This window comes from Streptomyces sp. PKA51 (assembly GCF_057552455.1).
The window spans coordinates 137,923-150,098 of record NZ_BAAJPZ010000009.1; the positions used below are offsets into that span (position 1 = coordinate 137,923).

Genomic DNA, 12,176 nt, shown 5'->3' on the forward strand with positions numbered 1-12,176 from the left:
TCAGGGCTTCAGTGGCCGGCCGTCGCCTTCAGGCCGACCACGGCAACCAGCAACAAGACCACGAAGAAGATCCGCCAGGCGGTCGCCGGTTCGCCCAGCAGGACCATGCCGGCCACCGCGGCGCCGGCCGCGCCGATGCCGACCCAGACGCCGTACGCCGTGCCGATGGGAAGCGTCCGCGCGGCCTGCGAGAGCAGGTACATGCTGGCCGCGATGCCCGCGATCGTCAGCGCGCTCGGCAGGGGGCGTGTGAAGCCCTCGGTGTACTTCATGCCGACCGACCAGCCGACCTCCAGCAGGCCGGCGACGACGAGCAGGAACCATGCCATGACGGGCACCTCCGGGAAAGGAACGTCCAGGGGTGCGTCGTCTTGTCCTGACCCGGTACGGCGCGTCTCGTCGGGTATGTACGACGGTAGCAAACAGCGGGCCCGACGGGCCTCAGAGGTACAGACCGGTGGAGTCCTCCGACCCCTCCAGGCGCTCCGCCGCCACCGCGTGCAGGTCCCGCTCGCGCATCAGGACGTACGCGACCCCGCGCACCTCCACCTCGGCGCGGTCCTCCGGGTCGTACAGCACCCGGTCGCCCGGCTCCACCGTGCGCACGCTCTGCCCGACCGCGACCACCTCGGCCCAGGCCAGCCGGCGGCCCACCGCGGCCGTCGCCGGAATGACGATGCCGCCGGTCGACCGGCGCTCGCCCTCCGGGATGTCGGTCCTGACCAGAACCCGGTCGTGGAGCATGCGGATGGGCAGCTTGTCGTGGCTGGTGTTCGTCCTCACGCCCACGACGGTACCCGGCCCCGGCCGGGACCGGTGTCACAGGGCCGTCATCCGTACAGGAACCTGCCGGAAATCGCCCCTGCCTAGCGGCCCCGGCGGCGGCCGCCCTTGGCGTCCTTGCCCGAGCTCTTGGCGGACGCCGTCAGCAGGCCGAGCACGCCCACCGCGACCAACGCCACCGGGACGATCCGCTCCAGCCGCGGCCGGCCCTCCTCGTCCACGAAGCGCGAGCGCACGTCGGAGACGACGCGGTTGGCCGTCACGTACGCCCGGCCCGCCGTCCGGTCCACCTTCGCCGCCACCTTCGCCCGGGCGTCCCCGATGATCGTCTTCGGGTGCATCCGCACCCCGATCTCGTCGAGCACCACGGCGAGCTCCTGCCGCCGGCGGGCGATGTCCGCCTCGATCTGCGCAGGGGTCCTGGCCTCAGCCACCGCGCTGCCTCCGTCTCGTCGATAAGAATGATGAAGAGTGATGACTACAGTCTGTCAGCTGCACCCCGGCCACGCCCCGCGGCACCCCCGATCCGTGACCTGACTACGCTCGGGACGGACCGTAACGCGACCTCCCGAGGAGAGCCATGAGCCAGCGACTGCAGCCCGGCGACACCGCCCCCGCCTTCACCCTCCCCGACGCGGACGGGACCGAGGTCTCCCTCGCGGACCGCAAGGGCCGCAAGGTCATCGTCTACTTCTACCCCGCCGCCCTGACCCCCGGCTGCACCAAGCAGGCGTGCGACTTCACCGACAACCTCGACCTGCTCGCCGGCCACGGCTACGACGTCATCGGCATCTCCCCCGACAAGCCGGAGAAGCTCGCCAAGTTCCGGGAGAAGGAGAGCCTGAAGGTCACCCTCCTCGCCGACCCCGACAAGTCGACCCTGGAGGCGTACGGCGCCTTCGGCGAGAAGAAGCTGTACGGCAAGACGGTCACCGGCGTGATCCGCTCCACCGTGATCGTGGACGAGGAGGGCAAGGTCGAGCGCGCCCTGTACAACGTCAAGGCCACGGGCCACGTCGCCAAGATCATCAAGGACCTGGGGCTGTAGACCGCCGCGGGCCGGCCGTAAGGGGCTGCAGCCACGGACGCCGGGCCTTACACACGGCCCGCATACACGGCCCGCACACACGGCCCGCGCCTCACGGCCCCGAGGCCGTCACCGCCACGTCCTCCGGCACGTCCTCGGCCTCCGGCAGGTCGAGGACGGCCATGGCACCGCCGCCGTCCGCCTCCCCGAACGACAACCGCGCCCCCAGCACCGCCGCCTGGCCCACCGCGATCGTCAGCCCCAGGCCGTGGCCCGTGCCGCGCTCCGGCGCCGCCGTCCGGAACCGGCGCGGCCCCTGGTCCACCAGCCCCGGCGGGAAGCCGTCGCCGTGGTCGCGCACCACGATCCGCGTGCCGTCGACCGTCACCTCGATCGGCGGCCGCCCGTGCTTGGCCGCGTTCGCCAGGATGTTGACCAAAATGCGCTCCACCCGGCGCGCGTCCGTGCTCACGATGCGGCCCTCGCCGACCACCGACACGGCCACGTCGGCCACCCCGCGCTGGCCCTGCGCCCGGCCCACCACCCCGCGCACCAGCGACGGCAGCTCCACCGCGTCCAGCTGCGCACTCTCCACGCCCGCGTCCAGCCGGGAGACCTCCAGCAGGTCCTCGACCAGCGCCCGCATCGTCTGCGCCCGTTCGCGCACCATCTCCACCGCGCGCGGGTGCGGCAGCAGCTCCGCCGACGCCACCAGACCGGCGACCGGGGTGCGCAGCTCGTGCGCCACGTCCGCGGTGAACTGCCGCTCCGCGGAGACCCGCGCGGCCAGTGACGTCGCCATGTGGTGCACCGAGCGGCCCAGTTCGGCCACCTCGTCGCGGCCGCCGCTGTCCAGCGCCCGGGCGTCCGGCGCCTCGCCCGCCGCGATCCGCCGCGCCGCCGCCGCGCTCAGCCGCAGCCGCCGCGACAGCCCTTGCGCCACGAACCACGCGACCACGGCCATCAGCGCCACGGTCGCCGCGCCCGCCACCACGAGCGCCTTGTCCAGCGCCGTCTGGAACGGGTCGCGCGCCGGGTACGACGCCGAGATCGACAGGACCTTGTCGCCGCCGACGGGCGTGGCCGCCCACACGCGCGGGTCCTCGCCCCCGCTGATGTACGTCCCGGACTCGCCCTTCGCCGTCGCCTGCCGCAGCGGGAAGGGCAAGGTCGAGTCGTCGAGCTGCGCACCCAGCGCCAGCGAACCGTCGCGCTGGTAGATCTGCAGTGCCGAGCTCAGCAGGCCGTCCTGGTACGCCTTGGCCTGGCGCTCGCGCTCCAGCCCGGAAATGTGGTGCACGGCCACGCCCAGCACCACCACGGCCAAGGCGGTGACGAAGGAGATCGCGAACGCGATCCGGCCCCGGATACCCATCACGCGATCGGGAGCACCTCTCGGTGCTCACCCGCCGGGGTGGCACCCGTGTAGACGACTTCGAGCGCGGTGAACGCCACGGAGCCGTCCACCTCCTTGGGTCCGTACAGGCGCAGCTTGGCCGGGAAGGACTTGCCCGCGCCGCCCGCCGCGCCGCCGGAGACCTGCACCACGCCGCTGCCGGCCGCGCCGTCCGCCGCGTAGTCGTCCCAGCGGATGCCGCTGGCGACCCGGCCCGAGGTCGAGCAGTCCAGCGTGATGATCGTCGGCTCCGGCACCGGCTCGCCGACCCCGCAGTCGCGTACGCCCGGCAGCTGCCGCGAGGTGGCGCCGTCCAGCTCCACCTGGGAGTCCTGCTGGGCGCTCGACTTCTGGGCGGCCGCCGTCTTCGGCGCCGCGTCCACCACGCTCGCCCGGTCCGTGACGTCCCCCAGCCACACCGCACCCAGCACCAGCGCGAGCACCCCGGCGAGCCCGGCAACCACGGTACGCAGGCCGGCCCACCGGGCCGCGGCGCGATCGGTCATCGGCTCTCTTCCTCGCTCACGGGCGGCCGTTCCTGCGGGGGCCTGCCCTCCCCACCCTGAGTGACGGAGAAATACGGCCGGACGTTCCCTTGCGCGCGGATGGACACGCGTACCGCACCGCGCCGGCGGCGGGTGAACTGCCGTGCCCGGTCCAGGCCCTCGGGGCAGTGGCGGCCGCGGGCGGCCGAATACCGATGACCGTGGTCGCGGCCGAGCTGCGGCCCAGTACGATGGCCGTGCCGAGCGGCCGTGATGGAATTGGCAGTCATGCTGGGTTTAGGTCCCAGTGGGTTCACACCCGTGAGGGTTCGAGTCCCTCCGGCCGCACAGAGAACAAAGGGCCGTCCGCGTTCAGCGGGACGGCCCTTCGGCGTTCACGGGGCCAGCAGCTCCCGGACCACCGGCACCAGCCCGCGGAAGGCCTTGCCCCGGTGGCTGATCGCGTTCTTCTCCTGCGGCGTCAGTTCCGCGCAGGTGCGCGTGTCGTCCAGCGGCTGCAGGATCGGGTCGTAGCCGAAGCCCCCGCTGCCCGACGGCGCTCGCCGCAGCGTGCCTTCGAGGCGGCCCTCGACGACGCGCTCGGTGCCGTCCGGCAGGGCCAGGGCGGCGGCGCAGGCGAAGTGGGCGCCGCGGTGCTCGTCGGCGATGTCCGAGAGCTGGGCCAGGAGCAGCTCCAGGTTGGCGCGGTCGTCGCCGTGCCGGCCGGCCCAGCGGGCGGAGAAGATGCCGGGGGCGCCGCCGAGGACGTCGACGCACAGGCCGGAGTCGTCGGCGACGGCGGGCAGTCCGGTGGCGCGGGCGAGGGCGTGGGCCTTGAGGAGGGCGTTCTCCGCGAAGGTGACGCCGGTCTCCTTCACGTCGGGGACGTCGGGGTAGGCGTCGGTGCCGACGAGTTCGACGTCGAGGCCGGCCGCGCCGAGGATGGCGCGCAGCTCGGTGATCTTCCCGGCGTTGCGGGTGGCGAGAACGAGGCGCCGGGTGCTCACAGGGTGCCCTCCAGGGCCTGGCGCTGGGCGGCGTCGAGGGAGGCGCAGCCGGCGACGGCGAGGTCGAGGAGGCGGGTGAGCTCGTCGCGGGCGAAGGGGGCGGCCTCGGCGGTGCCCTGGACCTCGACGAAACGGCCGTCGCCGGTGCAGACGACGTTCATGTCGGTCTCGGCGCGCACGTCCTCCTCGTAGCACAGGTCGAGCAGGGGGGTGCCGTCGACGATGCCGACGCTGACGGCGGAGACGGTGCCGGTCAGCGGCTTGCGGCCGTGCTTGACGAGCTTCTTGCCCTGGGCCCAGGTGATGGCGTCGGCCAGCGCCACGTAGGCGCCGGTGATGGCGGCGGTGCGGGTGCCGCCGTCGGCCTGCAGGACGTCGCAGTCGAGGACGATCGTGTTCTCGCCGAGGGCCTTGTAGTCGACGACGGCGCGCAGGGAGCGGCCGATGAGGCGGGAGATCTCGTGGGTACGGCCGCCGATCTTGCCGCGCACGGACTCGCGGTCGCCGCGGGTGTTGGTGGCGCGGGGCAGCATCGCGTACTCGGCGGTGACCCAGCCCTCTCCGGTGCCCTTGCGCCAGCGCGGTACCCCTTCGGTGACGCTGGCGGTGCAAAGGACCTTGGTGTCGCCGAAGGAGACGAGGACGGAGCCTTCGGCGTGCTTGCTCCAGCCGCGCTGGATGGTCACGGGGCGGAGCTGGTCGGGCGTGCGGCCGTCGATGCGAGACATGGTGGTGAGCCTATCGGGACAAAAGACGGGCCCCGTTCCGGTTGACCGTTTCGGTACGGTTCCGGCGGGGCCCGGCTGCGGAGCGCGGTGGCTCAGCTCACAGCATGTCCTCGATCTCCGCGGCGATGGGGTCCGCGTCGGTGCCGATGACGACCTGGATGGCGGTGCCCATCTTCACGACACCGTGGGCGCCGGCGGCCTTGAGTGCGGCCTCGTCGACGAGGGAGGCGTCGGCGACCTCGGTGCGCAGGCGGGTGATGCAGCCCTCGATCTCCTCGATGTTGTCGATACCGCCGAGGCCGGCGACGATCTTCTCAGCCTTGCTGGCCATGTGCACTCCTGAGTTGTCTTGCGCCCTTCGGCGGTGCCGCCGACCGGCTTTCCCACGGTATTCCACGTTCGGACCAGCTGTGCGGGCGCTCGTCCGCCATCTGGCGAAGGATGGGTCCCGGAAGCGCGCCGCAAGTGGTCTACACCAGTATGCCAGCCGCCGGGAGGACGCCGATGAGCTCGACCGCCGCCCCGGCTTCCGGCGGCCGCATGCGGCTGCAGGGCCTGTTCCAGGGCCTGCAGAAGATGGGCCGCAGCCTGCAGCTGCCGATCGCGGTGCTGCCCGCGGCCGGCATCCTCAACCGCCTGGGGCAGCCCGACGTCTTCGGCAAGGACGGCCTGGGCTGGACGGACGTCGCCAAGGTGATGGCGGGCGCGGGCGGGGCGCTGCTGGACTCCTCCCTGGGGCTGCCGCTGCTGTTCGCGGTCGGTGTGGCGATCGGCATGGCGAAGAAGGCGGACGGTTCGACGGCGCTGGCGGCGGTGACGGGCTTCCTCGTCTATTACGCGGTGGTGCACCAGTTCCCCGAGACGTGCCCGGGCGGCGGGCACTTCACGGGCCTGGGCCTGCTGGGCGGGGTGTGCGTGGGGACGACGGGGCCGGCGGGCCCGGCGACGTACCAGAACCCTGGCGTCTTCGGCGGCATCGTCATCGGGTTGCTGGCGGCGTGGTTCTGGCAGCGGTACCACCGCGTGCGGCTGGTGGACTGGCTGGGCTTCTTCAACGGGCGCCGACTGGTGCCGATCATCATGGCGTTCGTGGCGATCGCCTTCGCGGCACTGTGCCTGTGGATCTGGCCGCCGGTCGGCCGGGGGCTGACGAGCTTCAGCGAGTGGCTGTCGGACCTGGGCGCATGGGGTGCCGGGATCTTCGGTGTGGCCAACCGCGCCCTGCTGGTGATCGGTGTGCACCAGTTCCTGAACGTCTTCGTCTGGTTCCAGTTCGGTTCGTACACCAAGCCGGACGGCCAGGTGGTGCACGGCGACATCAACCGCTTCCTGGCGGGCGATCCGCACGCCGGTCAGTTCACCTCGGGCTTCTTCCCCATCATGATGTTCGCCCTGCCGGCCGCGGCCCTGGCGATCGCCCACTGCGCGCGGCCGGAGCACCGCAAGGCGGTGAGCGGCATGATGCTCTCGGTCGGTCTGACCTCCCTGGTCACCGGCATCACCGAGCCCATCGAGTACTCCTTCCTCTTCATCGCGCCGGCGCTCTACGTGGTGCACGCGCTGCTGACGGGCGTGTCGATGGCCGTCACCTGGGGACTGGGGGTGCACGACGGCTTCAGCTTCTCGGCGGGCCTGATCGACTACGTCATCAACTGGGGACTCGCGACCAGGCCGTGGTTGATCATTCCCATCGGGCTGGTCTTCGCCGCCGTCTATTACGTGCTCTTCCGCGTGGCGATCATTTTCTTCGATCTGCCGACTCCGGGGCGTGAACCGGAGGAGATCGCGGAAGAGATCGAGAAGAAGACCGTCGAGTAGAACCGTCCGGCGACACGGGCGGGAGCCCTTCAGCGGTTTTCGCCGCTTTTGCGGCCTGTGCGGCAACGGCACGTGAGGGGCGGGTGACCCAGCGCAGGGCGCTGACGCCATCCTTAACCTTGTGGCCCCCACCACGGGGAACAGTGGATTCCTTTATGCCCGGCACACGTGCTACAACAGGTCTAAACCACTAGTGGTGTAGACCAAATTGCGGGCCCCTCCACTTCCCCCGAGCGCCCGCCTCACCTGGAGGAATCCGATGAGTACGGCAGCCAAGGCGGCGAAGAAGGCGCCTGAAAAGGCCGCACCGGAAGAGAAGAAGAAGTTCGGCGCCGGTGCCATGGCGGTCGCGCAGCGCATCGGCCGCAGCCTCATGCTGCCGGTGGCCGTCCTGCCGGCCGCGGCGCTCCTGGTCCGGCTGGGCAACACCGACATGCTCGGCCGCGACTCCTTCCCGGAGTTCGTCACCAAGATCGCAGGGTACATGTCGGCGGGCGGCGGCGCCCTGCTCGACAACATGGCCCTGCTCTTCGCCGTCGGTGTCGCCATCGGCTTCGCGAAGAAGTCCGACGGCTCCACGGCGCTCGCCGCCGTCGCCGGTTACCTGGTCTTCCAGAAGGTCCTGGCCACCTTCACCGACAGCAACCTGCCCAAGGTCGCCAAGGTCGTCGACGGCAAGATCGTCATGACGGAAGCGCCGGTCAACGCCGGCGTCCTCGGCGGCGTCGTCATGGGCATCGTCGTCGCCCTGCTCTACCAGCGCTACCACCGCAAGAAGCTGCCCGAGTGGCTGGGCTTCTTCGGCGGCCGCCGCCTGGTCCCGATCATCTCGGCCTTCGCCGGCCTGCTCATCGGCATCCTCTTCGGTCTCATCTGGCCGGTCCTCGGCACGGGTCTGCACAACTTCGGCGAGTGGCTGGTCGGCTCCGGCGCCGTGGGCGCGGGCATCTTCGGCGTCTTCAACCGCGCGCTGATCCCGGTGGGCATGCACCACCTGCTCAACTCCTTCCCGTGGCTGCAGGCCGGCGACTACCAGGGCAAGCACGGCGACATCGCCCGCTTCCTGGCCGGCGACCCGAGCGCGGGCCAGTTCATGACCGGCTTCTTCCCGATCATGATGTTCGGCCTGCCCGCCGCCTGCCTGGCGATCGTGCACTGCGCCCGCCCCGAGAACCGCAAGCGCGTCGCGGGCATGATGGGCTCGCTGGCCCTGACCTCCTTCGTCACGGGCGTCACCGAGCCGATCGAGTTCACCTTCATGTTCCTCGCCCCGGCCCTGTTCGCGGTGCACGCGGTGCTCACGGGTGTCTCGCACGCCCTGACCTGGGCGCTCGGCATGAAGGACGGCTTCGGCTTCTCCGCCGGTGTCATCGACTTCCTGCTGAACCTCGGCATCGCCACCAAGCCGTGGATGCTGATGCTCGTGGGTCTGTGCTTCGGCGCGCTGTACTACGCGATCTTCCGGTTCGCCATTACGAAGTTCAACATCCCGACCCCGGGCCGCGAGCCCGAAGGGCAGCTCGAGGACGTCAAGTGACGTCCTGACCGGGCCGTGAGACCCGAAGCCCCCGGAACCGTCAGGTGTTCCGGGGGCTTCGTCGTACCGGCTGTACGGGAGCCGGGGTATTACAGCTCGTACACCGCGCCCGCGCGGGCCAGTTCCGCCGGGCCGCCGTAGACCGAGCGCGCGTCGCGCAGATTGGTCAGGGGGTCCGTCCACGGCGGGATGTGGGTCAGCACGAGCCGGCCGACACCCGCCGCGTGGGCCACCTCGCCCGCCTGGCGACCGTTGAGGTGGAGGCCGGGGATGTCCTCCTTGCCGTGGGTGAAGGACGCCTCGCACAGGAGCAGGTCGGCGCCGCGGGCGAGCTCGTCGAGGGCCTCGCAGGGGCCGGTGTCGCCGGAGTACACCAGCGAGGAGCCACCGTGTTCGACCCGGAAGGCGAACGCCTCCACGGGGTGGCTCACCCGTACCGTACGCACCGTCAGCGGGCCCACCTGGAAGGTGCCCGGGGTCAGGGTGCGGAAGTCGAAGACCTCGCTCATGCACGCCTCGTCGGGCACGTCGCCGTACGCGGTCAGCAGCCGCTTCTCGGTGCCCTCGGGACCGTGGACGGGGATGGCGCCGGCCCGGCCGCCGTCGTGACGGTAGTAGCGGGCGACGAAGTACCCGCACATGTCGATGCAGTGGTCCGGGTGCAGATGGGAGAGGAGCACGGCGTCGAGGTCGTACAGACCGACGTGGCGCTGGAGCTCGCCGAGGGCGCCGTTGCCCATGTCGAGGAGGACCCGGTGGCCGTCGGCCTCCACCAGATAGCTCGAGCAGGCCGAGTCCGTGGACGGGAACGAGCCCGAGCATCCGACGACGGTGAGCTTCATGCGGGCCTGAACCTCCGTGGGCCGGTTACGGGGGGCCATGCGTGCAGTCGAGGGTAAGACGAGATCCGGTCGGTGACTCCTCCGCGAACAGGGCGTGTGGGCGGAATCACCAGGACGGACGTGGCCGGGCCCGGGCCTCGGCCACCCCGGGAAGACGCGGGGCCCCGGCCGCGCTGCCGGTGAGGGCGCGCGACCGGGGCCCGGGGCGTACGGAAGTGCGCAGGGCGCTCGCCGGCGGCGTGCGGCCCTGGGCGGGCGCGACTACAGCGGGCGGTGCCGCTCCGCGCGGTCCAGCGTCTCCATGAAGCGCTGGAAGCGGTCGGCCGACTCCTCGCTGCCGGCCGTCACCGTGAACACCTCCGGCGTCATGAACGCCGAGAGCCGCTCACGCGTCTCAGGGGCGAGCGCTTCCCAGGCCGCCCTGTCGAGCCGTGTGCGCTCCAGCCGTGACCGCGCCGCAGTTTCCGCACTGCCAGTTTCCATTGTTGAGTTGCCTCATGTCCGAAGATCCACATGCGGGACAGTTCATGTGCGTCTCCCACGTGATGATGTCAGCAGCGTCCCAACATCGGTAGTAGCGACTTCACCCATGCGCGGGGTGCCCCCGCGCGTGCGCGCGCCGTGCGCCCGCCGACCCGGTCAGGCCCAGAGCTGGCCGTGCAGCGCCGCGACGGCCTCTTCCGTGGTGGCGGCGGTGTAGACGCCGGTGGACAAGTACTTCCAGCCGCCGTCGGCGACGACGAAGACGATGTCGGCGCTCTGCTGCGCCCGTACGGCCTTACGGGCGACTCCGAGCGCGGCGTGCAGCACGGCACCGGTGGAGATGCCGGCGAAGATGCCCTCTTCGGCCAGCAGTTCGCGGGTGCGGCGGACGGCGTCCTCGGAACCCACCGAGAAGCGGGTGGTGAGCACCGTCGCGTCGTAGAGCTCGGGCACGAAGCCCTCGTCCAGGTTGCGCAGCCCGTAGACCAGATCGTCGTAGCGCGGCTCCGCCGCGACGATGCTCACGTCCGGCTTGTGCTCGCGCAGATAGCGGCCGACGCCCATCAGGGTGCCGGTGGTGCCCAGGCCGGCGACGAAGTGGGTGATCTCCGGCAGGTCGGCGAGGATCTCCGGACCGGTGGTGGCGTAGTGCGCGCCGGCGTTGTCGGGGTTGCCGTACTGGTAGAGCATCACCCAGTCCGGGTGCTGCTCGGCGAGCTCCTTGGCCACCCGCACGGCCGTGTTGGAGCCGCCGGCGGCAGGAGAGGGGATGATCTCGGCGCCCCACATGGCCAGCAGTTCCCGGCGTTCCTGGCTGGTGTTCTCCGGCATGACGCACACCATGCGGTAGCCCTTGAGCCGGGCCGCCATCGCCAGGGAGATGCCGGTGTTGCCGGAGGTGGGCTCCAGGATGGTGCAGCCCGGGGTCAGCCGACCCGCCTTCTCCGCCTGCTCGATCATGTGCAGGGCGGGGCGGTCCTTCACCGAACCGGTCGGGTTGCGGTCCTCCAGCTTGGCCCAGATCCGCACGTCGGCGGACGGGGACAGGCGGGGCAGGCGGACGAGCGGGGTGTTGCCCACCGCCGCCAAGGGGCTGTCGTAGCGCACGCCGGGCGCCCGATCAGGCCATGCCGCCGGCGACGGCCGGGAGAATGGTGACGTTGTCGCCGTCACCGAGCTCGGTCGCGATGCCGGAGAGGAAGCGGACGTCCTCGTCGTTGAGGTAGACGTTCACGAAGCGGCGCAGCTCACCGGATTCGTCCACCAGGCGCTCGCGGATGCCCTTGTGCCTGCTGTCGAGGTCACGGAAGAGGTCGTCGAGCGTGGCGCCGCTGCCCTCGACGGCCTTCTGCCCGTCGGTGTACGTGCGCAGGATGGTCGGGATGCGGACCTCGATGGCCATGGTGTGTGCTCCTGCCGGAGTGCGGAGGGATTCCTGGTACGTCGTGGGGAACCGTGGGCGCATCGTATCGATTCCCCGTGCGCCCACCGCATGTTCGTCCCATGTGGCGGGATGCGGCGTCTCACCGCTCAGTACGCGTCTCGGTACGCGTCTCAGTACGCGTCGACCACCTCGACCGCCTCCTCGGTGACCTCGCCGTCGAGGATGCGGAAGGAGCGGAACTGGAAGGGGCCGGCGCCGTCGGTGTCGGCCGTGGAGACCAGGACGTAGTGGGCGCCGGGCTCGTTGGCGTACGAAATGTCGGTTCGCGAGGGATATGCCTCGGTCGCCGTGTGCGAGTGGTAGATCACGACGGGCTCCTCGTCGCGGTCGTCCATCTCGCGGTAGAGCTTGAGCAGGTCGGTGGAGTCGAACTCGTAGAACGTGGGCGAACGGGCGGCGTTGAGCATGGGGATGAACCGCTCGGGGCGACCGCTGCCGACCGGACCGGCGATCACTCCGCACGCCTCGTCGGGGTGGTCGGCGCGGGCATGCTCGACGATGCGGTCGTACAGGGCCTGCGTGATGGTCAGCATGCGCAAAGGATAGGCAGGGCGCAACGCTCGGGGGCACGCCGGTGTTTCACCTGTATGAACAAAGATCCACGGTTCCCCTCGGGCCCTCCTCGG

Annotated in this window: 16 protein-coding genes, 1 tRNA gene and 1 riboswitch; of the genes, 4 read left to right on the forward strand and 13 right to left on the reverse strand. The window is 71.0% G+C overall.

The annotated features are described in order from the left end of the window. Positions 1–8 precede the first annotated feature (8 nt). The 3 genes from AC27L3_RS16280 to AC27L3_RS16290 all read right to left on the reverse strand — a co-directional run bounded on the left by AC27L3_RS16280 (position 9) and on the right by AC27L3_RS16290 (position 1,217). Positions 9–329, reverse strand: a complete 321-nt coding sequence (locus AC27L3_RS16280; protein ID WP_487234727.1) for a DMT family transporter — start codon at positions 327–329, stop codon at positions 9–11. Positions 330–360: 31 nt separating this feature from the next. After that, positions 361–429, reverse strand: a riboswitch (guanidine-III (ykkC-III) riboswitch). A 12-nt stretch (positions 430–441) separates the two neighbouring features. Next, the gene (locus AC27L3_RS16285) at positions 442–744 is read right to left on the reverse strand and encodes a GroES family chaperonin (protein WP_048831771.1); all 303 of its coding nucleotides are present in this window, start codon (positions 742–744) and stop codon (positions 442–444) included. A gap of 122 nt (positions 745–866) precedes the next feature. Further along, positions 867–1,217, reverse strand: coding sequence for a DUF3618 domain-containing protein (locus AC27L3_RS16290; protein ID WP_487234728.1), 351 nt, complete (start codon positions 1,215–1,217; stop codon positions 867–869). Between the two features lie 146 nt (positions 1,218–1,363). On the opposite strand from AC27L3_RS16290, the gene bcp reads away from it, so the two are divergent. Continuing rightward, complete coding sequence (gene bcp / locus AC27L3_RS16295) at positions 1,364–1,831, forward strand: thioredoxin-dependent thiol peroxidase (protein WP_344434516.1); 468 nt, start codon at positions 1,364–1,366, stop codon at positions 1,829–1,831. A gap of 91 nt (positions 1,832–1,922) precedes the next feature. Here the strand turns inward: bcp and AC27L3_RS16300 are convergent, their stop codons facing one another. Both AC27L3_RS16300 and AC27L3_RS16305 read right to left on the reverse strand, forming a co-directional pair. Continuing rightward, complete coding sequence (locus AC27L3_RS16300) at positions 1,923–3,185, reverse strand: sensor histidine kinase (RefSeq protein ID WP_487234825.1); 1,263 nt, start codon at positions 3,183–3,185, stop codon at positions 1,923–1,925. Continuing rightward, the gene (locus AC27L3_RS16305) at positions 3,185–3,712 is read right to left on the reverse strand and encodes a hypothetical protein (RefSeq protein WP_487234729.1); all 528 of its coding nucleotides are present in this window, start codon (positions 3,710–3,712) and stop codon (positions 3,185–3,187) included. Before AC27L3_RS16305 ends, AC27L3_RS16300 begins: the two co-directional genes overlap by 1 nt. Before the next feature lie 243 nt (positions 3,713–3,955). Between AC27L3_RS16305 and AC27L3_RS16310 the strand changes: the two genes are divergently transcribed. Beyond that, positions 3,956–4,039: transfer RNA gene (locus AC27L3_RS16310), tRNA-Leu, on the forward strand. A 47-nt stretch (positions 4,040–4,086) separates the two neighbouring features. On the opposite strand, the gene rdgB is transcribed toward AC27L3_RS16310, so the two are convergent. The 3 genes from rdgB to AC27L3_RS16325 all read right to left on the reverse strand — a co-directional run bounded on the left by rdgB (position 4,087) and on the right by AC27L3_RS16325 (position 5,823). Beyond that, positions 4,087–4,698, reverse strand: a complete 612-nt coding sequence (gene rdgB / locus AC27L3_RS16315; RefSeq protein ID WP_487234730.1) for an RdgB/HAM1 family non-canonical purine NTP pyrophosphatase — start codon at positions 4,696–4,698, stop codon at positions 4,087–4,089. Then, complete coding sequence (gene rph, locus AC27L3_RS16320; protein WP_487234731.1) at positions 4,695–5,426, reverse strand: ribonuclease PH; 732 nt, start codon at positions 5,424–5,426, stop codon at positions 4,695–4,697. The genes rdgB and rph overlap by 4 nt, the downstream gene beginning before the upstream one ends. A 97-nt stretch (positions 5,427–5,523) precedes the next feature. Next, entirely contained in the window at positions 5,524–5,823 is a 300-nt protein-coding gene (locus AC27L3_RS16325) for a PTS sugar transporter subunit IIB (RefSeq protein WP_344434523.1), read from the reverse strand. Positions 5,824–5,930: 107 nt separating this feature from the next. Here AC27L3_RS16325 and AC27L3_RS16330 point away from each other — a divergent pair, with 107 nt between their 5' ends. Continuing rightward, positions 5,931–7,244 carry a PTS transporter subunit EIIC gene (locus AC27L3_RS16330; RefSeq protein WP_487234732.1) on the forward strand — a complete coding sequence of 438 codons (1,314 nt, stop codon included), beginning with the start codon at positions 5,931–5,933 and terminating at the stop codon, positions 7,242–7,244. 259 nt (positions 7,245–7,503) lie between these two features. Then, a complete protein-coding gene (locus tag AC27L3_RS16335) occupies positions 7,504–8,781 on the forward strand; it encodes a PTS transporter subunit EIIC (protein ID WP_487234733.1) in 1,278 nt (425 codons plus the stop codon). An 89-nt stretch (positions 8,782–8,870) separates the two neighbouring features. Here AC27L3_RS16335 and AC27L3_RS16340 read toward each other — a convergent pair whose 3' ends face one another. The 5 genes from AC27L3_RS16340 to AC27L3_RS16360 all read right to left on the reverse strand — a co-directional run bounded on the left by AC27L3_RS16340 (position 8,871) and on the right by AC27L3_RS16360 (position 12,083). Next, positions 8,871–9,623, reverse strand: a complete 753-nt coding sequence (locus tag AC27L3_RS16340; protein WP_487234734.1) for an MBL fold metallo-hydrolase — start codon at positions 9,621–9,623, stop codon at positions 8,871–8,873. A 394-nt stretch (positions 9,624–10,017) separates the two neighbouring features. Next, the gene (locus AC27L3_RS16345) at positions 10,018–10,152 is read right to left on the reverse strand and encodes an eL43 family ribosomal protein (RefSeq protein ID WP_361746852.1); all 135 of its coding nucleotides are present in this window, start codon (positions 10,150–10,152) and stop codon (positions 10,018–10,020) included. A 110-nt stretch (positions 10,153–10,262) separates the two neighbouring features. Further along, positions 10,263–11,213: a PLP-dependent cysteine synthase family protein gene (locus AC27L3_RS16350; protein ID WP_487234735.1), complete on the reverse strand. Its 951-nt coding sequence runs from the start codon at positions 11,211–11,213 to the stop codon at positions 10,263–10,265. 13 nt (positions 11,214–11,226) lie between these two features. After that, positions 11,227–11,508, reverse strand: coding sequence for a MoaD/ThiS family protein (locus AC27L3_RS16355; protein ID WP_487234736.1), 282 nt, complete (start codon positions 11,506–11,508; stop codon positions 11,227–11,229). Between the two features lie 152 nt (positions 11,509–11,660). Beyond that, a complete protein-coding gene (locus tag AC27L3_RS16360) occupies positions 11,661–12,083 on the reverse strand; it encodes a M67 family metallopeptidase (RefSeq protein ID WP_487234737.1) in 423 nt (140 codons plus the stop codon). Positions 12,084–12,176 lie beyond the last annotated feature (93 nt).